The sequence below is a fragment of the Bacillus smithii genome (assembly GCF_001050115.1).
In the GTDB taxonomy this organism is placed as follows: domain Bacteria; phylum Bacillota; class Bacilli; order Bacillales; family DSM-4216; genus Bacillus_O; species Bacillus_O smithii.
In genome coordinates this window covers 1239172-1260894 of record NZ_CP012024.1, presented here as the reverse complement: position 1 = coordinate 1260894, position 21723 = coordinate 1239172, and the positions used below count along the sequence as shown (strand labels likewise).

Annotated in this window: 20 protein-coding genes; 5 read left to right on the top strand and 15 right to left on the bottom strand. The window is 40.0% G+C overall.

Annotated elements, in window-relative coordinates:
• Positions 1-24: 24 nt before the first annotated feature.
• The 3 genes from BSM4216_RS05980 to ylbD all read right to left on the bottom strand — a co-directional run bounded on the left by BSM4216_RS05980 (position 25) and on the right by ylbD (position 1792).
• Complete coding sequence (locus BSM4216_RS05980; RefSeq protein WP_048623086.1) at positions 25-417, bottom strand: lipoprotein; 393 nt, start codon at positions 415-417, stop codon at positions 25-27.
• A 686-nt stretch (positions 418-1103) separates the two neighbouring features.
• A complete protein-coding gene (locus BSM4216_RS05975) occupies positions 1104-1361 on the bottom strand; it encodes a YlbE-like family protein (protein WP_048623085.1) in 258 nt (85 codons plus the stop codon).
• Between the two features lie 20 nt (positions 1362-1381).
• On the bottom strand, positions 1382-1792 hold the full coding sequence (ylbD, locus tag BSM4216_RS05970; RefSeq protein WP_053083227.1) for a YlbD family protein: 411 nt from the start codon (positions 1790-1792) through the stop codon (positions 1382-1384).
• 133 nt (positions 1793-1925) lie between these two features.
• On the opposite strand from ylbD, the gene BSM4216_RS05965 reads away from it, so the two are divergent.
• Positions 1926-2408 (top strand): PaaI family thioesterase, encoded by a 483-nt coding sequence (locus BSM4216_RS05965; RefSeq protein ID WP_048623084.1) that lies wholly within the window; start codon positions 1926-1928, stop codon positions 2406-2408.
• A gap of 69 nt (positions 2409-2477) precedes the next feature.
• Here BSM4216_RS05965 and BSM4216_RS05960 read toward each other — a convergent pair whose 3' ends face one another.
• A complete protein-coding gene (locus tag BSM4216_RS05960; protein ID WP_048623083.1) occupies positions 2478-3542 on the bottom strand; it encodes a CAP domain-containing protein in 1065 nt (354 codons plus the stop codon).
• Between the two features lie 459 nt (positions 3543-4001).
• Between BSM4216_RS05960 and BSM4216_RS05950 the strand changes: the two genes are divergently transcribed.
• Positions 4002-4361, top strand: coding sequence for a YugN family protein (locus BSM4216_RS05950; RefSeq protein ID WP_048623081.1), 360 nt, complete (start codon positions 4002-4004; stop codon positions 4359-4361).
• Positions 4362-4426: 65 nt separating this feature from the next.
• On the opposite strand, the gene BSM4216_RS05945 is transcribed toward BSM4216_RS05950, so the two are convergent.
• The 7 genes from BSM4216_RS05945 to cyoE form a co-directional block, all read right to left on the bottom strand.
• Entirely contained in the window at positions 4427-4888 is a 462-nt protein-coding gene (locus tag BSM4216_RS05945) for a DUF420 domain-containing protein (protein WP_048623080.1), read from the bottom strand.
• Between the two features lie 225 nt (positions 4889-5113).
• Positions 5114-6019, bottom strand: a complete 906-nt coding sequence (gene ctaG, locus BSM4216_RS05940) for a cytochrome c oxidase assembly factor CtaG (RefSeq protein ID WP_048623079.1) — start codon at positions 6017-6019, stop codon at positions 5114-5116.
• Between the two features lie 281 nt (positions 6020-6300).
• Complete coding sequence (gene ctaF / locus BSM4216_RS05935; protein ID WP_048624417.1) at positions 6301-6633, bottom strand: cytochrome c oxidase subunit IVB; 333 nt, start codon at positions 6631-6633, stop codon at positions 6301-6303.
• Between the two features lie 3 nt (positions 6634-6636).
• On the bottom strand, positions 6637-7266 hold the full coding sequence (locus tag BSM4216_RS05930; protein ID WP_003354444.1) for a cytochrome (ubi)quinol oxidase subunit III: 630 nt from the start codon (positions 7264-7266) through the stop codon (positions 6637-6639).
• Entirely contained in the window at positions 7266-9137 is a 1872-nt protein-coding gene (ctaD, locus tag BSM4216_RS05925) for a cytochrome c oxidase subunit I (RefSeq protein WP_048623078.1), read from the bottom strand. Before ctaD ends, BSM4216_RS05930 begins: the two co-directional genes overlap by 1 nt.
• A gap of 29 nt (positions 9138-9166) precedes the next feature.
• Complete coding sequence (coxB, locus tag BSM4216_RS05920) at positions 9167-10246, bottom strand: cytochrome c oxidase subunit II (protein ID WP_003354442.1); 1080 nt, start codon at positions 10244-10246, stop codon at positions 9167-9169.
• Positions 10247-10348: 102 nt separating this feature from the next.
• Positions 10349-11260: a heme o synthase gene (cyoE, locus tag BSM4216_RS05915; RefSeq protein ID WP_048623077.1), complete on the bottom strand. Its 912-nt coding sequence runs from the start codon at positions 11258-11260 to the stop codon at positions 10349-10351.
• A gap of 512 nt (positions 11261-11772) precedes the next feature.
• Between cyoE and BSM4216_RS05910 the strand changes: the two genes are divergently transcribed.
• Positions 11773-12735: a COX15/CtaA family protein gene (locus BSM4216_RS05910; RefSeq protein WP_048623076.1), complete on the top strand. Its 963-nt coding sequence runs from the start codon at positions 11773-11775 to the stop codon at positions 12733-12735.
• Between the two features lie 125 nt (positions 12736-12860).
• On the opposite strand, the gene pyc is transcribed toward BSM4216_RS05910, so the two are convergent.
• The 3 genes from pyc to BSM4216_RS05895 form a co-directional block, all read right to left on the bottom strand.
• Positions 12861-16298: a pyruvate carboxylase gene (pyc, locus tag BSM4216_RS05905; protein ID WP_174521025.1), complete on the bottom strand. Its 3438-nt coding sequence runs from the start codon at positions 16296-16298 to the stop codon at positions 12861-12863.
• Between the two features lie 254 nt (positions 16299-16552).
• Positions 16553-17704, bottom strand: a complete 1152-nt coding sequence (locus tag BSM4216_RS05900; protein WP_048623074.1) for an FtsW/RodA/SpoVE family cell cycle protein — start codon at positions 17702-17704, stop codon at positions 16553-16555.
• 121 nt (positions 17705-17825) lie between these two features.
• Positions 17826-18107 (bottom strand): Fpa/YlaN family protein, encoded by a 282-nt coding sequence (locus tag BSM4216_RS05895; RefSeq protein WP_048623073.1) that lies wholly within the window; start codon positions 18105-18107, stop codon positions 17826-17828.
• Between the two features lie 218 nt (positions 18108-18325).
• On the opposite strand from BSM4216_RS05895, the gene BSM4216_RS05890 reads away from it, so the two are divergent.
• Positions 18326-18826: a molybdopterin-binding protein gene (locus tag BSM4216_RS05890; RefSeq protein WP_048623072.1), complete on the top strand. Its 501-nt coding sequence runs from the start codon at positions 18326-18328 to the stop codon at positions 18824-18826.
• A gap of 287 nt (positions 18827-19113) precedes the next feature.
• Here the strand turns inward: BSM4216_RS05890 and BSM4216_RS05885 are convergent, their stop codons facing one another.
• On the bottom strand, positions 19114-20442 hold the full coding sequence (locus BSM4216_RS05885) for a PhoH family protein (RefSeq protein WP_040341485.1): 1329 nt from the start codon (positions 20440-20442) through the stop codon (positions 19114-19116).
• 407 nt (positions 20443-20849) lie between these two features.
• Here BSM4216_RS05885 and BSM4216_RS05880 point away from each other — a divergent pair, with 407 nt between their 5' ends.
• Positions 20850-21467, top strand: a complete 618-nt coding sequence (locus tag BSM4216_RS05880; protein WP_048623071.1) for a YhcN/YlaJ family sporulation lipoprotein — start codon at positions 20850-20852, stop codon at positions 21465-21467.
• Positions 21468-21723 lie beyond the last annotated feature (256 nt).

The window sequence follows — 21723 nt, the reverse complement described above, 5'->3', positions numbered from 1 at the left end:
CGTTTTTTGGATGGAAGGAAAGAATCAAGGCACGGTCACATAAAATTGCTTTCTTAATCCTAAAGGATGATTGTTAGTATCCTTTATTTCGATATTGATTAAATGTGTGCCGCTAGGAAGCGATTCGATGATAAAAGCAGCCGTTCTGTATTCTCCGTAGCGAACGCCATCGATGGAAACAACTGCTTTTCCCCGCTTTTTTTGATTAGATTTTGTCATAAAAGTAATATCAGGAACAAAGCATTCCACATAAAGATCATTTGATCGTACGACATGGCGGACAACAAACAGAGAAGGATTCTTTTGTCCGGCGGCCTTTGCCGACTGTTCTAACGAATGTGTTTTCGAAACATCCGGATTTTGCTGGCAAGAAGCAAGAATGAAAACGAAAAAAATGATAAAAACAATTTTCTTCATAAGAATCGTACAGGATCCCTCCCTTGGGGTTGCAGTGATCCACTATATGTGGAGGAACTATATGGATTTTGCATTCGCAAAAACACTTCCTGTACTTCCTCCCTTCTAGATATTGAATTCGTTAACATAGACTCTCAATTTTATGGCACTTTTCATCCCCTGGACATTGGTTGCATTGAGGAAGTTCGATAAAGAAAACCGTTGAAGAGCTTTTTCAACACGAAAAACGAAATGGTCCAATTTAAGTTTGATTCAAGTCAAGATGACAACTGTATCTTCAGCCGTCGAGCTGTTCGTTTGTCTTCAAAGTGACAAGATGCAAACAAATTTACTCTCTTTATCGGACAACGGAAAACAATCATTCAGTGCAAGAGAAGATCCCTTTATTTTCCCTGACAAAGCTTTAACCGTCTAATCTCTCCCCTTCTTTTCCAATCAAAATGGCATCGATGATCATAATGAGTGCTTTTTTTATAGTTTTTACCAGCGATCTTCATTTATACAAAAAAGTTGAAAAGCTTTTCCGCAGTTGTTTTCTCTTACCAAGTAAACGTTGAGTTAAAACTCCATCATTTTCATTTTGGTGTATGACGACAGAAGGCAGGAACCAGCAAAATCATTAAAATAAAGAATGAAATTCCATTCACTTCTAGACATTTGAACGATCCAAATAAAAAGAACCGTTATCACTCCGCCGGTTCTTGGTTTCCATTATTCTGGATGGATGGCAGCATGCCCATCATCATCTTTGCTATTTGAATGCCGTTTGAAAATTTTTCCATTTGATGAGGGATCGTCCTTTTAAAATAATGAAGCGATTGAATCTCAAATTTTTCTAAATCCTCAGGTCTGCGGCTTAAAATTCGGTACCATTGCGGTTGTTCCCTCAAGAATTGCCTCAATTCATTTCTGGAATAAATATAATCAACTATTTCTTTTCTCACAAACGTTCCTCCTTTTTCTTCTAGTCTTTTCGAAAACCGAAGAAAGATTGTTCCGGTCTGTTGGGAGATTGTTTTGGAGATGGGGTTGCAGAAGAATTAGTTTGAAACTGCGCCAACAAATTTTGAAGCGCACCAATGGCCTGATTCATATGATAGAGATGCTCCTGAAGCTGATTGGGATCTATTTTTTTAAGCGATGTAAAAATCGTTTCCGTCCACTTGGAACTTTTTGGCTTATCTGATTCCGAACGCTCAGCAGCTTTCTCTTTATATTTGTCCCAGAGAGGATCTTCTTCCCCAAGCAGATACCATTCCTCAAAAAATTCTTGGAGGGTTTTATCCTTATTGTTGACTTCCTGAATAATTTTCGGGTGTGCTTTGACAAATTCTTTAAATTTCAATACTTGAGGATGCAGCTGCTTTTGGCCCAAGGAACCATCACCTCCTGTTTTTCCCATTTACTACATCGTATGATTTTCACTTAAAAGAGTGATTCTCAAGATTTCTATCTCGTGATAAGATAGAAAAACAACAGTAAAACTTTTTCAGGGGGGATCGCTCAAAATGAAAGAACCATTGTTCCAGTTATTTCAACAAGTAATAGAGAAAACAAACGAAAAAGAAAAAACCATTCTTAAAGAGCTGTTGGAAAGATATGAGAATTATATCGGTTCCGATGAACCTTATTTAGGAAGATTGCTTGGAATGCAAAAAAACGTAACCGATTCCAATTGCGAAATCACGATACCTATTACTGAAATTATTCATAACCATTTAGGTATCGTTCACGGGGGGATTACGGCAACTCTTTTGGACAGCGTGATGGGAACAATAGCAAGCCATGTGGCCCCTGATGGTCATGGAGCGGTCACTTCCAACTTAAACATTCATTATATCGCCCCAGGTAAGGGAGATAGCCTTACTGCCGTTGCAAACGTCATACATAAAGGCACAAAAACGATTGTAGTAGAAGGGGAAGTCTATCTGGACAATAGAAAAAAAATTGCCCACGCTACTGGGACATTTTTTATCGTCAAGATTCGATAAAACGAAAGCGTTTTAATTAGGGGAATCATGAATGGGAAAGAAAAAGAGGAAGTTTGCAATATACTTCCTCTACCATTTTTCTTTTTGAATAAAATCCTGTGTATAGTAAGTTTTGTAAACCCCGACTCCTAAGTGCGAATAATTTTTCTCCAGAAGTGCTTTCCGATGGCCTTCCGAATTCAGCCATCCTTGTACGGCTGCAGGACCGTCAACGTAATGGGCAGCAATATTTTCACCCGCCATCTGATAAGGAATCCCTGCTGCTTTTAAACGCGTCGCTAGATCTCCTTGTGACGGTGAATCATGCGAAAAATAATTTTTATCGCTCATTTCTTTACTGTGCCCGAACGCGACATTTGCCGTTTTTTCATCCCACTTCAGCGGCTCTAGATGAAACTCTTTTCGTATCATATTCGTTATATCAAAAATCTGTCGTTGCTCACCTTTTTCGATCATGTTCCATTGACCAGCCGTCGGATTCGGCCATTCAGGAAGTTCTCCTTGGTATATCAGCTCATACGGTTTTTGGCGAAGCAAAATTTCTTCATTGACAAATCGTACACTGGATAGCGTCCCTGAAAATTTATCCAAATACAATTGAGCGTAAATCCCCCCCATTTTTACTAACGGCTGAAGGTTTAAATCCTCTTCCGACAGTTCAAATCGATAATTCCCCGCACTAGTTTTAATCACGATTTCAGGATTCATGGAATAGGTTCGAAAAATATCGTCGATCCGTTGTCCAATTTTAAACGGCTGTACGTTTGCATCATGGCCAATGGCATAGACAGCAACCACCTTATTTTGTTCGACGCCAAATTGTATATACGAATTTTGATTTTGATAAATCCACCAATGATACCCGTATTGCGTTGGATCGATGCGGACCGGTTTCCCAAATTTAGAAATGACTTGCTGTTCGGATTTTCCGATAAAAAAAGCTAAACTTTCTTTCGGCAATTTTTCAGCCACATGTGTTTCTTGTGATCGTTTCTCTTCGCTTCCTTTCCATTTAAGAGAGTTGTCTTGCAGCGGCGGCTGTAAAAATCCCCAGTTCTCAGCATATTGATTTAAGTAAACTCCCATCACCAGAATGATGCTCAAAACCACAAGGACTCTCAAAATCGTTCGCAATCATTTCCCTCCTTCTAATTCTTTCAAGCTTGCAACAAGTAATCGTTCGGATGCCAGCCTTCATAACCAAGCCGTCTATCGAAAATCCCACTTTCGCTTTTGTGAGACTTTGCTTTTGAAACTCGTCACAATCAAATATCATTATCCCGAACTAGTTGTCCTCAGTCGTGCAGAAAAGAACATTTTAAAGAGACGTTTCGCTTGTTCCAAACATTTACGGATATTCTTTTAATCACTAGAATCATACATGATCGCATTCGAAAAATCTACGTCTATTGTTCCACATTCAATGCAGAGAAAATCATTCATAAAATATTTTATGCGATAGAAAATAAAAAAGATGGATTGAATAAATGTCTTGGATATATTTGCAAGCAGAATTTTTTTCGACTATTATAAAAATAAGATAATGGACTTTTCGCAATTTTCTTTAAAACTCTTTTTTGGGGGGATTTGTCCATGAAATTTGAAAATGTTGGTTTAGAAAAATACAAAGCAGATTTAAACCGCTTGGACGAAATTATGGAAGAACATCGATTGATTCGTGCGGGACAGTGGGATTATGAACGTGTCACATACGATCGCAAATTTGAATTAAAAGAAGGCGTATATTATCTTCGCGTCCAAGGATATGCCGTAGAAGGCGATGTGGGGGCTCATGATGCCGTCATTCAGTTAATGACACCCATTCTTGGAAAACATTATTATCCGCACGGGATAGAATATGGTGATGACGAATATTATCCCGAATATTTGGTGAAAGAATGTGAATCCGTTCTTTCCGCCGTCAAAAAAGAGATTGAATCTTTCGCCGTGTAGAAAAAGCGCAAAGCCAACCTTCAGTCGGCTTTGCGCTTCTTTAGATTTCAGCACCTAAATAATGCTCAATACCCCAAGATCGCTTTTAGCATCGAAGTTGTTTCGCCGCCTTTGTAAAATACGTAAAGCAGCAAATACACAGCGATCCCAGTAATCGCTGTGAAAAACCAGATAATGCTCGTAACAGGTCCTATTTTCCGATGTTTTTCAAATTTGCTTTTGTAGCCAAGCCAAAGGGTAACAGCTCCAAAAATCCCCCCGATTGTCGCAAGGAAAATATGGAAAATCAAAAAAATCGTATAGTAAACTTTCATATTAGCGGGACCGCCGAAAGCTGTGTTGCCAATAAACAAAGTTCTGCTTAAGTAAATGATAAAAAAGGTCAACGCAAAAATGGCGGCTGCCGTCATCAATTTTTGATGAGTATCTCTTTTTCCTTGTACAATTTTGATCCAACCGATACCGATTAGTACGGCACTTATGACAATGCAAGATGTGCTAATGGTAGGTAAAATAGGAAGCGTCATTTCCTTTCTCCTCTCTTCTTAACCATTTTACTATGTACATAACCATTCGCATTTCTATTTAGGACTATGACAAAACTCTGGGAATGAACCGGATGATGTTTCGTTCCATCCGTTATGTTTTTTAAACCGGGCACACTTTATGGTTCTATAAGAAAGGCTCCTTTTAAAAAGGAACAGACTCCCTTCTTGGGAATCTTCTTTCCGATTGAGCGTATTTCATTTAAGCTACCATTTCGTTTGGTGCTCACGAAGAGAAGCTTCCGTAATTTGATCGGCTTCAAGCTGTTCTTTTCGGTACCAATCAAAGAAAATTCGGGCCAGCACAATACCATAAACAACTTCTTGTATAATTTTCATCAACACTCCACCAAGCTGTTGATCTTCGATTACCGGCAAATTGGAAAACAGCTCGGGGCCGGAAAGTTCCAAACCATTTAGAGTGTTGGTTGGAACGCACAATTGCATCGATTGCAGCCAAGAAGACGGATCGCTGTACGTGTTATATAGGGGATGGCCGGAAAAAATAATCAATCCGCAAGCAGGGGTCAAAAGTACGGCATCAGCGATTAAATATCCGACCTTGCGTAATCCGATCAAATTCGAATGTTCGGGCAAATGATTCATCAGCGGCCACCACATAAAAAGGGCAAATCCAAATAAGACAACCGTGAAAAGCCCATGAAAGATCCCGTTCTTGTTAATCTTATCAAGAATAGCTGGAATATGGTAGAAGGAAAAAAGCCCGTTGAAAGCAATCGCTGCCATTAATGGTTTTGTCAATAACGAAAAAATCGGCTTGATGATTGGCAATTCAATTATGTATTTCCAAAACCATACCGGAATTCCTTTTATGAGGATCGGAGGCAGAACCAAGCAAAGAATGGCCATTTGAACCATGTGATATGAAAACATAATATGGCTCATTAAATCAACGGGAGAGCCTTTAATACCATACAAAATCACCATGGCCAGAATAAAATGCAATAATTCTTTTTTGGTCAAAGGTTTACTGTTCGGAAAAACATTTCTCCATTTGATCATCAGCAAAAGGTAAAAGACTGTCATCAAAAGTATGGCCATCAAAAAATACGGGCTCCACAACGCTTGAAACCCAAATATTGTGATTGGCATTGCTTCATCCCCTCATTCCCGTCAATTGCCCATAATATCATTATACTTTCTCTGCCAAACAGGAACAATGCAACAATTGACAAGTTTATGATTTTTCGCTGCCTTTGCGTTATGGTTTTACCGTTTTATCGAATGAGCCGAAAAGCCAACCGTTATGGCTGGCTTTTCGTTTCTTCAATCTTTCCCACACCGCATCCATCAAAAGATGAGTGAAACAGTAGGCCAATACAAAGTCCTACCATCAGGATAAAATAGTCATTCTTATCCGTCATTTTCACTTTTTAGATCCAAACAATCGTCGCAAACGTCAATACAGTTAAAAATGCGACGAAGACTGCGGACCAGAAAAATAGTGAAGGAGCTTCATGGCCTTTATGACTCATGTGCATAAAATAATATATTTGAAACAACACTTGTATGCAGGCCAGCAGCAAGACAAATGGCAGCACAAACCATTTCGATAAACCCGCCCCAACGGCCACAAACGCTATCAGCGTTAAAAAGAGCATCAGCGTGAAGGACACAATCTGCATTCTCATTTCTTCCGCATTTCTTCTTCTTCGAAACTTATAGTCGATTCTTGAATTTTCTTGATTGACAGGTTGATCCGTCATCATTCATCCCACCTTTCCCATCAAATATACGACAGTAAAGATAAACACCCACACGACGTCAATAAAATGCCAATACAAGCTGGCTACATAAAATTTCGGTGCATTGTAAAGAGTTAAGCCGCGTTTCGCATTGCGAATCATTAATGTCAAAATCCATAACAATCCAAAAGTAACATGGGCTCCGTGAAATCCGGTCAATGTATAAAAAGCCGAACCGAACGCACTGCTGGTAAAAGTATGATGAAATTCATGAACATAATGATTAAATTCATAAATTTCCGCTACCAAGAAGCCTATTCCAAGAAGTACAGTGATGAACAGCCAAGCCTGCATGCGCTTAAAATTGTAATTCCTCATATGGTAAATGGCATAGACGCTGGTAAGGGAACTTGTTAAAAGAAGCATCGTCATCGTAAATACGAGCGGCAATTCAAATAATTCTTTTGCATGCGCTTGATTAGGATTTGGAACTTTATCTTTTAAAGCGATATATGTTGCAAAAAGGGAGGCAAACATGACGGTCTCGCCTCCAAGAAACAACCAAAAGCCAAGAAATTTATTTTTCCCTTCAATGGTCGCTTTTTCAGGCAATTCGGGCCATGTTTGCGGCGTAAACTTTTGTTCCGCTTCCATTATGCCTTAACCCCCTTTTCCGAATCTTCCAACAATTCTTCTTTGTGAATATGGTAGCCATGATCGTCCTTCACGGAACGGATCAACATGGAACCGAATGTGATGGCCAAGCCAACGAACAACACTGGAATTCCCAACGGTGAATCAGCATGATACATTACGCCGAAAGAAGCAACAAATAAACCAAAAGCGATGAAGAACGGAAGTATGGATGAATTCGGCATATGAATATCACCGATCGGTTCAGCGGGCGTCAGTTCATTGCGCCCTTCCATTTTTTCCAGCCAATAAGCATCCAATCCACGAATCAGTGGTGTTTGTTTAAAATTATAATATGGCGCCGGCGAAGAAACGGCCCATTCAATTGTCCGTCCATCTCCCCACGGATCATTGCCGACTCTCTCTCCTTTGGCTGTGGAAGCGATGATGTTGAACAGTAAGATGAAAACGGCAATTCCCATCAAACCGGCCCCAATTGAACTGACCAAGTTTGGAGTATCAAAGCCCTGATTGGGTAAATACGTCCATACTCGGCGCGGCATTCCCATTAAACCAAGGAAATGCTGAATAAAGAATGTAAGATGGAAACCGATAAAAAAGAGCACAAATGTAATTTTCCCAAGAGTCTCATTTAACATTTTGCCAAATATTTTAGGCCAGTAAAAGTGAACAGCGGCCAACAAGGCAAATACAACGCCACCGACAATGACATAATGAAAATGCGCGACAATAAAGTAGGAATCGTGATATTGATAATCAGCCGGCGCAGCCGCTTGCATAACACCTGTAACCCCGCCAATGACAAATGAAGGAATAAATGCAATCGCATACAACATAGGAGTCGAAAAACGGATATTCCCCCCCCACATTGTCAAAAGCCAGTTAAATATTTTGATTCCTGTCGGAACAGCAATCGCCATAGTGGCAACGGCAAAAATCGCATTCGCAATCGGACCTAGCCCAACCGTAAACATGTGGTGAGCCCACACCATGAACCCCAAGAAACCGATTAAAACGACTGCAAATACCATTGACGAATAGCCAAAAAGCCGTTTCCTCGAAAAAGTGGCAAATATTTCTGAAAATATACCAAAGGACGGTAATATTAAAATGTACACTTCAGGGTGTCCGAAAATCCAAAAAAGATGTTCCCAAATAATCGTATTTCCACCGCCTGCAACATCAAAGAAATTAGTTCCAAACAAGCGGTCAAACATCAATAAAAAGATTCCTACGGTTAAAGGCGGAAAGGCGAATAATATCAGAGCAGAGGCAACAAACGTAGTCCATGTAAACAGCGGCATTCTCATGTAGGTCATTCCTGGTGCCCGCATATTAATGATGGTGGCAAGAAAGTTAATTCCAGAAATCAACGTACCAAATCCTGATACTTGCAAACCAAGAACATAGAAATCAATGCCATGGCCTTTTGACGCAAGAGAAAGCGAAGCATAAGAAGTCCATCCGGCGTCAGGCGTTCCTCCTAAAAACCACGATAGGTTTAAAAAAAGTCCTCCAAAAAAGAACAGCCAAAATCCCAACGCATTTAAAAACGGGAAAGCTACGTCACGAGCTCCGATTTGAAGCGGAACCACTGCATTCATAAAAGCAAACAACAGCGGCATGGCGGCTAAGAAAATCATCGTTGTGCCGTGCATAGTAAATAATTCATTGTATGTTCCAGCACTGACGAAATCGTTATTCGGCACAGCAAGTTGAATGCGGATGAGAAGGGCCTCTACACCGCCTATCAGAAAGAACAGTCCGCCGGCCATTAAGTATAGAATGGCAATCTTCTTATGATCCACAGTCGTTAAATAATCCCAAAGAGTAGCGCCGAAACCTTTTTTCTTGGCAGCTATTGTACTCAAAGATTAACCCTCCTTTTTTGATAACCCATTTAATCTTGCACTTTAAGCGTCATTAAGTATGTCGCCAGCTTGTCAATTTGATCTTCTGTTAATTGTCCATACGCACCCGTCATTTTATTTCCGGGTTTGTATTTTTCGGGATCACGTATCCAATTTTTCAACTCTTCTTTGTTGTGATCAAGGACTCCGGCAATACGAGAGCGCTCTCCAAAATTGGCGAGATTCGGAGCAGTTCGGGCTTGCTCAGGCCGATTGTCCTGTGGCGTGACCGCGTGACAGCTGAGGCATTTTTGTTTAAAAATCTCTTGACCTTGTGCAGCGACTGGATCAGAAGGGGTTGTCACTTTAGCTGCCTGCATATCTTTGACCCATTGATTAAATTCATCCTTAGGAATAGCCTTCACTTTGAAATCCATTAAAGCATGGGAAGGTCCGCAAAGTTCAGCACACTTTCCGTAAAAGAGGTTTCCTGCTTCTTTTGCTTTCTTACCATCAAACTCCAGCCAGAACGTATTGACATTGTCGACATTCGCATCCATTTTTCCACCAGCAGCCGGCACCCAAAATGAATGCTTTACGTCGCTGGCTTTCACGCGAAAATACACTTTTTCATCAGTAGGAACGACCAAGTCTTGGCTTGTAATAATCTTTTGATTAGGATACTCAAATTCCCACCAATATAGATTGGCTCGCACATTGACGACCACCGCTTTTGGGTTCCCTTTTCCATCCTTATCATTTAAACCTTTATTATCGGCCAATTTAAAAGTAGCGGAAACCGTCGGTACGGCCAAAATCAAAAGAAGAATGATCGGAATAATCGTCCAAAGCAGTTCGAGTTTATGGCTCCCCTCCACCTGCTTCGGAATTTTGTCTTCATCCCCTTTTTTTCTTCGAAAGCGAAAAATGGCCACTACATAAACCACTACAACAACTAAAATAACCAATACCATAATGGCAGTGCTCAAAATCATCAAATCAAATTGCGTTTGAGCAACTTCGCCAGCTGGATCCAGAGCTGATAGAAACGGCTCCCCACAGCCGGAAAGTATCAGCCCCAAAACAGCTAAAACAGCAAACAGACGCCATTTTTTTAGCCTTGCTTTCATAGCCTCATCATACCCCTCTTTCATTGGATTCTAGTCAAGTTGACTAGTCCTCTATTTGGATTTCTTCGTGAAAAGAAAGAACTCCCAACCCCTTAGTTCGTCTTACACGACAGTCACAATCACCATCGTTACAAATAAAATCGTTAAATAATTCAAGGAATAGATGAACATGATACGTGCCCATTTCAAACTGTCTTTCATTTTATATCCATAAATGCCAAGAATTAACCATCCCAAGTTTAATATAGTGGCAAAAATTACAAAAAAATGACCTAATGACGTCATGAAGAATGGCAGAGGCAACAAGGCCGCAACCCACAAAACAATATGACGCTTCGTTACGTCAAATCCCTTTACAACAGGAAGCATCGGTATACCGGCAGCACGGTATTCTTCGCAGCGCTTCATAGCCAAAGCATAAAAATGAGGGGGCTGCCAAATGAACATAACGACAAATAACATAAAGGCAATCAAATTCATATGGGGATCAACAGCGGTCCATCCGATTAACGGCGGAATCGCTCCTGAAATGCTGCCTACAACCGTATTGCTGACAAAACGTCTTTTCGTCCAGAGTGTATATAAAACAACATAGCTAAATACGCCGATGATTCCCAGCACTCCAGCAGTAAACGTTGTCATAAAAAGGCTAATCGTTCCCAAAATAATAAAAGCAAAGCTCATGACCAAGACTTTTCCACTGCTGATTTTACCCGTGACGGTTGGACGTGATTTCGTTCTTTCCATGAACGGATCGATATCACGATCAATATAATTGTTCAAACTTGCCGCCCCGGCAATGACCAAGGAAGTTCCTAACATCGTAAAAAAGATGGTATCGAGCTGGGTCAAAAAATGGATGTTATTGAAGTGGAACGCCAGCCACATTCCGGTAAACGTTGTAATTAAATTGGAATTTACAATGCCGATTTTGATCAACGCCATGAAATCCTTCAAGGCAGTTGTTTCAGGAGCATTTTTTTCTGTCGTGGTAATGGCTCGAGTATTAGACACCGATTTTTCCTCCTTGTCAAAGAACAAAAATGTTCTTATTTTTTAATATAAATGATTATAGATGTTATTTCTAGCCATTCTTCTAAAATTTTGGAAATTCTCTTTCAAAATAGGTCGATCTCATTATGACTCCCACCCTAATAAATGATAAAAAGCCGTCAATATAATATTAAAACACAACGGTCGATCTTTTGTGAACAAATTATGAACTAAATATGGCTAATTTGTTACTACTACATCTAAAACATTTTCATCTTTCAAAATTTATAAGAAAATAGTAATGATTACAATGATAGATAATAAAGATCGGGGATGGTGGATTTCAAACAAAATAATAGCTATACCTCTTGATCCATCATGATGCGAAAATGCGAAAATTTTCACATGATTTTTGGTCAAAAAAGTTTGATAGTTTCCTTAATCATTGTTTTTTCTTTCATTGTTCTGTATGATCGTTACAGTGATAAACATCAAAACAACATTTTAATACTGATTTAAGAAGGTGAATAACATTGCATCGAGGATTAAAATGGTTGGCTGTTCTTTCTTCGCTCGGTATGCTTTTCGTGCTAATAGGAGGAGCTCTGGTAACCAAAACACATTCCGGGATGGGATGCGGACATTCATGGCCACTGTGTAAGGGACAGGTGATACCTGATCACATTACGGTTGCCACAGTGATAGAGTTGGCTCATAGATTTGTTACTGGTGGAGTCTCAATCTTTGTAGTGGCTTTATCGATTTGGTCTTGGATCGCCATCGGCCATGTGCGAGAAACAAAATTTTTAGTTATAATGTCCGTTTTGTTCTTAGTGCTGCAGGCATTAATTGGTGCCGCCGCCGTCGTTTGGGGACAGTCTTCTTTCGTTCTCGCACTCCATTTCGGTATTTCATTAATCTCTTTTGCAGCCATATTTTTGCTGACATTATTGATATTTGAAGTAGATAAAAAGTTTGATGCCGCTACTTTGACAATCAGCAAAAAAATGAAGTGGAATATTATCGGAGTGACCATATACAGCTACATCGTTGTGTACACTGGAGCGCTTGTCCGGCACACAAACGCCAGTCTCATTTGCAAAGATTGGCCCTTATGCGTGAATTCGCAGCCCGCACTTCCTGCCAATATGCACGAATGGATACAAATGGGGCACCGTCTCGCTGCTGCTGCCTTCTTCGTGTGGATTGCTTATATTACGTATATCGCAGTAAAACATTATAAGAATCAGCGGGTGATTTATTGGGGTTCAATCATTGCGTTAAGTTTGATGATCTTACAAGTGTTTACTGGCGCTTTAAGTATTTATACCCGTTTAAATCTCTATATTGCGCTCTTGCATGCCTTATTTATTTCTTGTTTATTTGCTCTTTTATGTTACTTAGTATTGTTAGTATTAAGAAGCAACGTGAAAGAACCAGGTATATCACCGGCAAAAGAAAAAATGTCCACTACTCGTCCAACAACTATTTCATAATGAAACGACATAAAAAAGGCGGCAAACCATTTCGTTTGCCGCCTTTTTGTCATGGATGAATCATTCAAAAAAGAAGCACACCCATTTTCCTTAAGATTTAAAATGTTTCGCTGTTTTTTTATTTCTTATTTTTGCAGCTCAATCAGTAAATCACCTGTTGAAATGGCATCGCCGCTTTTTACATAAATATCTTTCACAACGCCGGAAAAAGGAGCTTGAACCGTCGTTTCCATTTTCATTGCTTCCGTTATCATTAAATGGTCGCCTTTTTTAACTTTTTCCCCTTTCGAAACAATAACTTTCATCACCGTACCCGGCATCGTTGCAGCGATATGGTTTTTATTTTTCAAGTCTGCTTTTACTCTTGTAGCGACTGTTGATTTAATGCTTTCATCTTTGATGACCACTTCACGAGGCTGGCCATTCAATTCAAAATAGACAATTCTGGTGCCGTCTGCTTGGGCTTGGCCGATGGATACCAGCTTGACAATCAACGTTTTACCTCTTTCAATTTCTACTTCAATTTCTTCTCCTAATCTCATACCGTAAAGGAAAGTCGGTGTATCGAGAACAGATAGGTCGCCATATTTTTCCACAGCTTGAATATAATCCAAAAATACTTTTGGATATAATGCGTAGGCTATCACTTCATGAGCGGTTACTTGGCGTCCAAGTTCATGGAATAGTTCATCCCTTAAAGCTTTGAAATCGACGCTTTCGAGCAATTCACCAGGTCTGACGGTAATGGGTTCTTTCTCTTTTAAGATGACTTTTTGCAGTTTTTCAGGAAATCCTCCATATGGCTGTCCGAGATATCCTTGGAAAAATTCAACAACAGAATCAGGGAAATCGATCGTTTCACCCTTTTCCAACACATCTTCTTCCGAAAGATCATTTTGCACCATAAATAAAGCCATATCTCCCACTACTTTCGAAGAAGGAGTCACTTTCACAATATCGCCAAACATCATATTAACCCGATGGTACATTTCTTTCACTTCATCCCAGCGATCTCCAAGACCAACTGCTTTTGCTTGTTGTTGAAGGTTGCTGTACTGGCCTCCGGGCATTTCGTGCTGGTAAACTTCTGTATGCGGCGCCACCATGCCGCTTTCGAAGTCTTTGTAATATTTGCGTACGTCTTCCCAATATCGGGAAAGTTGTTCAAGCCCTTCCACATTCACAACGGGTTCTCTTTCCGTCCCTTTTAGCGCATAGTATAAGGTATTCGCGCTTGGCTGTGATGTCAAACCAGCCATAGAACTGAGCGCTACATCCACAATATCGACTCCTGCTTCTGTTGCCTTGGCGTACATATAAATGCCGTTTCCGCTCGTATCATGCGTATGCAAATGAATGGGAATATCCACCGTTTCCTTCAATTCAGAAATTAATCTGTAAGCGGATTGCGGTTTTAATAAGCCGGCCATATCTTTAATGCCGAGAATGTGAGCGCCTTGATTTTCAAGCTCTTTAGCAAGATGTTTGTAATATTGAATATCGTACTTCGTTCGAGTCGGATCATCTATATCCCCCGTATAACATATGGCTGCTTCCGCAATTTTCCCGGATTGTCGAACTGCATCAATGGCTACTTCCATCCCTTTAACCCAGTTGAGGCTATCAAAAATTCGGAAAACATCAATTCCTGCATCTGCAGATTTTGCTACAAATTCACGGATGACATTGTCAGGATAATTTTTATAACCGACTGCATTCGATGCTCTTAACAGCATTTGAAATAAAATATTGGGAATTTCTTTCCTCAATTGCAGCAATCGATCCCACGGGTCTTCTTTCAAAAACCGATAGGCGACATCAAAGGTAGCTCCTCCCCACATTTCCAATGAAAACAAATTAGGGAGCAGTCGTGCTGTTGGTTCGGCAATGCGAACAAGGTCATTCGTTCTTACCCGAGTTGCCAAAAGCGATTGATGAGCATCGCGGAAAGTGGTATCTGTCAACAACAAATTCTTTTGATTTTTCACCCATTTGACAAGTCCGTCCGGCCCTTCTTTGTCCAGAATTTGTTTTGTCCCTGACTGTATTTCCTCGTAATGCTTAATTTTAGGGATCCGAGGTTTGTCAAATACCGGTTTTTTCTTTTTTTCAATGCCCGGGAATCCGTTGACGGTGATCGTTCCGATGTAGTTTAACATTTTGGTGCCACGGTCTTTTCTTTTTGGAAAAATAAATAATTCAGGTGTTGTATCTAAAAAAGACGTGTCGTAATTCCCTGACAGAAATTTTTCGTGTTTCATGACATTTTCCAAAAATGGAATATTTGTTTTGATTCCGCGAATTCTGAATTCTTGAAGGTTTCGAACCATTTTTGCAGCCGCTTGCTCAAATGTTAGAGCCCAAGTAGACACTTTCACTAATAGCGAGTCGTAATAAGGTGTAATGACTGCTCCTTGAAACCCATTTCCTGCATCTAATCGTACTCCAAACCCTCCACCGGATCGATAAGCCATGATTTTTCCTGTATCCGGCATAAAATTGTTCGTTGGATCTTCTGTTGTCACACGTGATTGAATGGCATATCCATTAAGATGAATGTTTTCTTGTTTTGGAATCCCTATTTTTTCACTATGTAACGAGTACCCTTTCGCAATCATAATTTGGGTTTGTACAATATCGATGCCCGTGATCAGTTCAGTGATGGTATGTTCTACTTGAATGCGCGGGTTTACTTCAATAAAGTAAAAATTTTCGCCCGAAACTAAAAATTCGACCGTACCTGCATTTTCGTATTGAACGTTTTTCATTAACTGCACAGCTGCTTCACAAATTTTTTCGCGAAGTTCATCCGATAAAGAAACGCAAGGAGCCACTTCGACTACTTTCTGATGCCGGCGCTGTACGGAGCAATCGCGTTCATACAGATGAATGATATTTCCTTCTTTATCTCCAAGAATTTGGACTTCGATATGTTTCGGATTTTGGACAAATTTTTCAACATAGACTTCACTGCTGCCAAATGCGGCTTTCGCTTCCGACGCAGCTCGTTCGTAAGCTTCTTTCACTTCTTCACTGCTATGAACAATTCGCATACCGCGTCCGCCGCCGCCTAATGCTGCTTTAATGATGATCGGGTAACCATATTTTTCCCCAAACGCTTCAATCTCTTCATAGCCGGAAACAGGTCCATCGCTTCCTGGAATAACAGGAATTCCTGCTCGCTGCGCTTGTTTTCTGGCTTTTACTTTGTCGCCAAACATATCCAAATGTTCGGTCCGCGGACCTATGAAAATAATTCCTTCTTCTTCGCATCTTCTTGCAAATTCAATATTTTCAGATAAAAAACCGTAGCCTGGATGAATGGCATCCACTTCTGCGTTCTTCGCAATTTCCAGTATCCCTTCTATATCTAAATAAGCGTCTATCGGCTTTTTTCCTTCACCGACTAAATAAGCTTCATCCGCTTTATAACGATGGTAAGAACCGGAGTCTTCTTTTGAATAGATGGCCACCGTTCGAATATTTAATTCTGTGCATGCCCGAAAGACGCGAATGGCAATTTCACCCCTATTGGCGACAAGCACTTTCTCAATCTTTTTCATCATTTCTCTCCCCCAATGCAATCAAAATATTTATATATATCGTCTTATGAAACCTGTAACAAAATGGCTGATCGGTTTTGACAAGAATCTCCATGGTCAGAACCATGCAACCATTTTGCTGAATTTGGCTTATTATTGCCCTGCACTAATGAAAGGACCGATCACCCCCTATTCTTTTGTGCAGGACAACCTTTTCTATGTAACAAAAGGCGCGTGAACCGCTTTCACGCGTAATAAGCCACATTATTCTAGCCTTATTTCTTAAAGTGTTTCTCATAATAGTTAAACATGGAAATATTGGCCAATATACCCATCGATAGGGCCAGCAAAATGAGGGAGGAGCCTCCATAGCTGATAAAAGGAAGGGGTACCCCAGTAATAGGAATCAATCCTAAAATACCACCGAGATTAATAAAAGATTGAATGGCAATCATGCTGGAAATGCCAACTGCCAACATGGATCCAAAAGGGTCGCGGCACTGTATGCCAGTATAAATTCCTCTCAATACCAGAAAGGCAATCCCTCCCAATACAATCACTACTCCGGCAAGCCCTAATTCTTCAGCGATAACCGCCATTATAAAATCGGTATGGGGCTCCGGCAAATAACCTAATTTTTGAACGCTTTGTCCCAAACCAAGCCCCTTAATTCCTCCCGATCCGATAGCCAAATAAGAGTTAACTAATTGGTACCCTTGGTCACTTTTCTGTTTAAACGGATCTAGAAAACCTTCCACACGCCCCATTTTTTCAGGAGTAAAAATCTTGTCTTTTTTCAACAAAACAACAGGTGATAAAAGAAGGCTAATCACCAGACCCAGAAGGATCAATTTACCGATATTCTTAAATTTCATTCCTGACGTCAAAATGACCGTTGCGCCGATCATAAAGATAATGAATGCCGTTCCAAAGTCAGGCTGTAAAGCAATCAACAAGCAAATAAAGATCAATAATATAATTGGTGGTATGACACCCTTGTCAAAAGAGTTGATGTATTTCTGCTTTTTGGCATATACAGCTGACATATAGATAATGACAGCAAGCTTGGCAAACTCAGCGGGCTGAAGGCTGTTTGACCCCACTCGAAACCAGCTTTGCGCGTTATTGGAAACATGCCCGAAAAAAAATATAAGGATAAGCCCCGCTGTAATGGTGGCAATCATAGAGAATAAAAACTTGCTATTTTTTAAGGCTTTATAAGGAAAAAAAGCCATAATAGCAAACAGCAGAAAAGCAACCATAATATGCAATTTTTGTTTGGAATAAAAATAGTCGCTTGGAACGCCATACCGTTGGACTGCAGTGACAGAACTAGCGCTGTAAACCATCACCAATCCAAACAGGCTGAGTATGATATAAACTATTATTAAGCTGTAATCAAAAGATTTCAAGATTTTCTTAAACATACTACTCTTCCATTCTATTATGTATTGTTCACAAATTCGACATGATATTGAAATTTCCTGCTTGTATCTACAAAAAAACTCAAACAAATACACTTCGTAATGTTTGAGTTCTTACTCATGTTTATTCCTTTGAGATCGCTTCATGAATGGCAGACAGCTCTTTTTCCAAAGAATCAAGCAGCTTTTTGCCGTCTGCTTCATTCACCAATCCTAATCGAACTGCAAAATCTATTTCACGGGATAAGCCAAACATTTGAGTATCCAACACTTCCTCATAAAGAGGGCATTGGGGCATCGTTAAGTTATCCATTTGTACTTTTATTAAACGCAAAATTTTCTCTGCGTCTGCTTTCAAAAGTGAGTAGGCCTTTTCCCGGTGATCCAAAGTCGTTTCCGACGCCATTACAATCCCCCCGTTTCCGAGCGATTCATCACTTATTATGAAATTTTATCGTTAAAATTCGTTTTTTGCAAGGGAAAGGAAGGAGGTTGCTCTTTTCCGGGATGTTCAATGCTCCTATTTCTCTTTTCCCCTACTCTATAATAGGAGCTTTAAAAGAATGTGACAAGACTTCTTTGAAAGGATATACTTAAGTTGAAAAAGAAAAGGAGGAACATGGTATGAACACGATCATTCCATTTAAAGGAAAAGTGAAATATCCGGTTACGATGGATGCCGGTGTATGGATTTTCGATGATCGACGCATTGATTTAAATACATATTTTGATCAAGAAGATCAGCAAACAGAAGAAACGGAAGAAGATTATACGAAAAAAGTGTCGAAATATTGGGAACGGGAAATTCGTGAAGGCGCCGTCTCTCCGCCTACTATTAAAACCGAAAAAAAATTTGAAAAGGAAAAATTATTAACGGGAACATTCGGTATCAAGCTGGCCCCATTTTTAAAAAATGCCGAACCGGAAAAAGATGCAACCACTTTGGTCATCGAAACAGCTGAAGGCGAAGAAGCTGTTCCATTGGAAAAAGCTTATGACTTAATCCTTTGTTTTTCCAAAAACGGCAAGCCATTACGTGAAGACGGTCCTGTGCACATCTATTTTGGAGACGGTTCCAATAAGAAAAACCCGATCAAACATGTCAGAGCACTTCGCGTAGAATAAACGGCTGTTCTTTTTCTCTAACAAACATTTTTTCAGTACAATCCGGCTGGACAGCAAAAGGGAACGATACACGCCGATCCGCGCAGTACTCCGTTGTATGCCCATACACCTTTACAACGGCTGAAATTCTAGTATTTTTACAACAAATGAGCAGCGGCCTATGATAGCCGTCCTTTTCTAACATATGCCGCTGCTAAGCTTTTCCAACCGAAAGATGTTATTTTTTTCAAAACGTTTGGAGCTCGAAAGACAAAAGTCGCGGACGAAGAATGGATGGCGAACGCTTTTTATAAAATATCCGCCGCTAATTGTGCAAGGTCAGAGCGCTCTCCTTTCATTAATTTAATATGTCCGGCCACTTTTTGATCTTTAAATTTTTCAACAACATAGGTTAAACCATTGTTATATTCGTCTAAATAGGGGTGATCAATCTGGGCGGTATCCCCCATTAGAACTATTTTGCTTCGTTCTCCAACTCTCGTTAATATGGTTTTGGCTTCATGTTTGGTTAAATTTTGCGCTTCATCGATAATAATAAACTGTTCTGGAATACTTCTGCCTCTTATATACGTCAGTGCTTCTACTTCAATGGAGTTCATTCCTGCCAGAATATTGTCAATTTCCCCCGGTTTTTTGGTATTGAATAAAAATTCTAAATTATCGAATATCGACTGTGTCCACGGTCTTAGTTTTTCCTGTTTCTCGCCAGGCAAATAGCCGATATCTTTCCCCATAGGGACAATCGGTCTTGCAACGAGCATCTTTTTATACAAATCCATATCTTCTGTCTGCAATAATCCGGCAGCCAGCGCCAGCAACGTTTTCCCTGTTCCTGCTTTTCCCACCAGCGTGACGAGCGGAATATCTTGCCTTAGCAAAAGTTCCAATCCCATTATTTGCTGTACATTTCTAGGCCGAATTCCCCAAACCGGCTCTTGATTGTATTTAAGTTTCCTTACATGTTTTCCGTCTTCAGCCACTATGCCAATAGCCGATTGGGAACTTCCCAACGCATCTTTTAAGATGAGAAATTGATGTGGATAAAATGGATGCTGGGTTAATTCTGAAAGAGAAAGTTCGCCTTTTACATAAAATTGGTTTAAAGCTTCGTTGGAGATATAACACTCTAAAAACCCCGTATAAAGATCATTGAACTCAATCACTCTGTCATTCAGAAAATCTTCTGCCTGCAACCCGATCACATCAGCTTTTACACGGACTAAAATATCTTTGCTGACTAATATAACCGGGCGCCCATTTTCTTTTGCTGCCTCTTCAAGTGATAAATTTTTGGCTACGGCCAAAATTCGATTATCATTCGTTTTTTCCACAAAGATTTCTTGAAGTTGCTGAAATGAACGATGATTTAATTCAATTCTGAGCGTTCCGCGGTTTGGAAGGCGAATTTTTTCATGGAGCTTTCCAGATTGTCGTAACCCATCAATTAATTTCGATACTTGTCTTGCGTTTCTTCCAATTTCATCCATATTCCTTTTTTTCGAATCCAGTTCTTCGAGGACAACAGCCGGTATCACCACTTCATTGTCTTCAAATGAAAAAATGGCGTATGGATCTTGCAACAAGACATTGGTATCTAAAACATAAATTTTCCCCAAATCCATGCCTCCTGCTCCATTTTCTTGATACAGCTTTGATTGCCGCAAATTTCGCAACTGCAGTTTTCTGGCGGCTGCAGCTACAGAGTCGCAACATCCTCCTCTTTGACTTCAAACGACTGCAACAACGCGATTCATGAAGCATCAACTCAAAACCTGATGTAGGCTTTAGCCGATTTTAAGATCGACATTCATATCCCTAATACGTAAAAAATTCAAGAATGTCGAGATAAACCCCCGCTAATTCAGTCGTTTTAGTTTGTTACTATTATATGAAGAATTTCTTGCTTCAGTTCAGAAAATTGGACTTCCTTTTCAAAAAATCACAGTCTTTTGAATAAAGTTGGAAGATCCCTGCAAAATAAAAACAGAACGAAAAAGATCAGAAAGATTTGAGGTGAAATCCATTGAAAACTTGGCTATTCCTTTTAGCCGTTCTATTATTGGCCTCTTGTTCCGGAAACAGAAATATAGCCGAAAACGCAAATCGTCCAAATCCAAATCCAAATCAAAACGCGCCACTCACGCAAGTGAAAAACAGCAATCCCCGTCCGCTGGACAGAGAAAGTGGGCAAAGAAAAGCGAATCACTTAGCTAATTTAGCGGACAGCGTACCAAATGTTGAAAACGCCCGAGCGGTTGTTCTCGGCCCCTATGCTGTTGTAGGAATAGATGTCAATCCTAATATTGACAGATCACAGGTTGGTTCCATCAAATATTCGGTAGCTGAAAGTTTAAAACACGATCCATACGGATCCAGAGCGGTTGTAGTAGCGGATCCCGACATGAACGCTCGTCTAAAAGAAATCCAAACGGATATTCGAAACGGTCGACCGGTTCAAGGGATTATGGAGGAATTATCCGATATTGTCGGCAGAGTCATGCCTGAAATTCCGAATCAAATTGTGGAACAAAAAAACCCCGACCGGGCAACCGAACATCCAAAAAGGAATTTACCTGATCGACAGGACCACAAGTTGGAAAAAGAACAGCAAGATCAATCGAATCAAATGAAAAACCGCTGACACAAAGGAGAATGTTTTCATCCAAACGAATTCACATGATGACAGTCCATTTTTCCAAACATAGTTTAAACAAAGTTGAAAAGGGTCTCTATTCCAAACGAACACCGACCAAAGTGTCTTACTTTCCAAAAGAGACCTTCTCATCCATAACGAATATACTTTCTTTCATCAAATGAGATCACCGCATTCAAAGATGTAGATCTTTTTTTTGACACATCATCAAACTAAATATAAACTAAAAATCGGCTCCTTCTTT

Coding starts and splice junctions, on each gene's coding strand:
- BSM4216_RS05980 (WP_048623086.1), bottom strand. CDS start 417: ATGAAGAAAATTGTTTTTATCATTTTTTTCGTTTTCATTCTTGCTTCT.
- BSM4216_RS05965 (WP_048623084.1), top strand. CDS start 1,926: ATGAAAGAACCATTGTTCCAGTTATTTCAACAAGTAATAGAGAAAACA.
- BSM4216_RS05950 (WP_048623081.1), top strand. CDS start 4,002: ATGAAATTTGAAAATGTTGGTTTAGAAAAATACAAAGCAGATTTAAAC.
- BSM4216_RS05945 (WP_048623080.1), bottom strand. CDS start 4,888: ATGACGCTTCCTATTTTACCTACCATTAGCACATCTTGCATTGTCATA.
- ctaG (WP_048623079.1), bottom strand. CDS start 6,019: ATGCCAATCACAATATTTGGGTTTCAAGCGTTGTGGAGCCCGTATTTT.
- ctaF (WP_048624417.1), bottom strand. CDS start 6,633: ATGACGGATCAACCTGTCAATCAAGAAAATTCAAGAATCGACTATAAG.
- BSM4216_RS05930 (WP_003354444.1), bottom strand. CDS start 7,266: ATGGAAGCGGAACAAAAGTTTACGCCGCAAACATGGCCCGAATTGCCT.
- coxB (WP_003354442.1), bottom strand. CDS start 10,246: ATGAAAGCAAGGCTAAAAAAATGGCGTCTGTTTGCTGTTTTAGCTGTT.
- pyc (WP_174521025.1), bottom strand. CDS start 16,298: ATGAAAAAGATTGAGAAAGTGCTTGTCGCCAATAGGGGTGAAATTGCC.
- BSM4216_RS05900 (WP_048623074.1), bottom strand. CDS start 17,704: ATGTTTAAGAAAATCTTGAAATCTTTTGATTACAGCTTAATAATAGTT.
- BSM4216_RS05895 (WP_048623073.1), bottom strand. CDS start 18,107: ATGGCGTCGGAAACGACTTTGGATCACCGGGAAAAGGCCTACTCACTT.
- BSM4216_RS05890 (WP_048623072.1), top strand. CDS start 18,326: ATGAACACGATCATTCCATTTAAAGGAAAAGTGAAATATCCGGTTACG.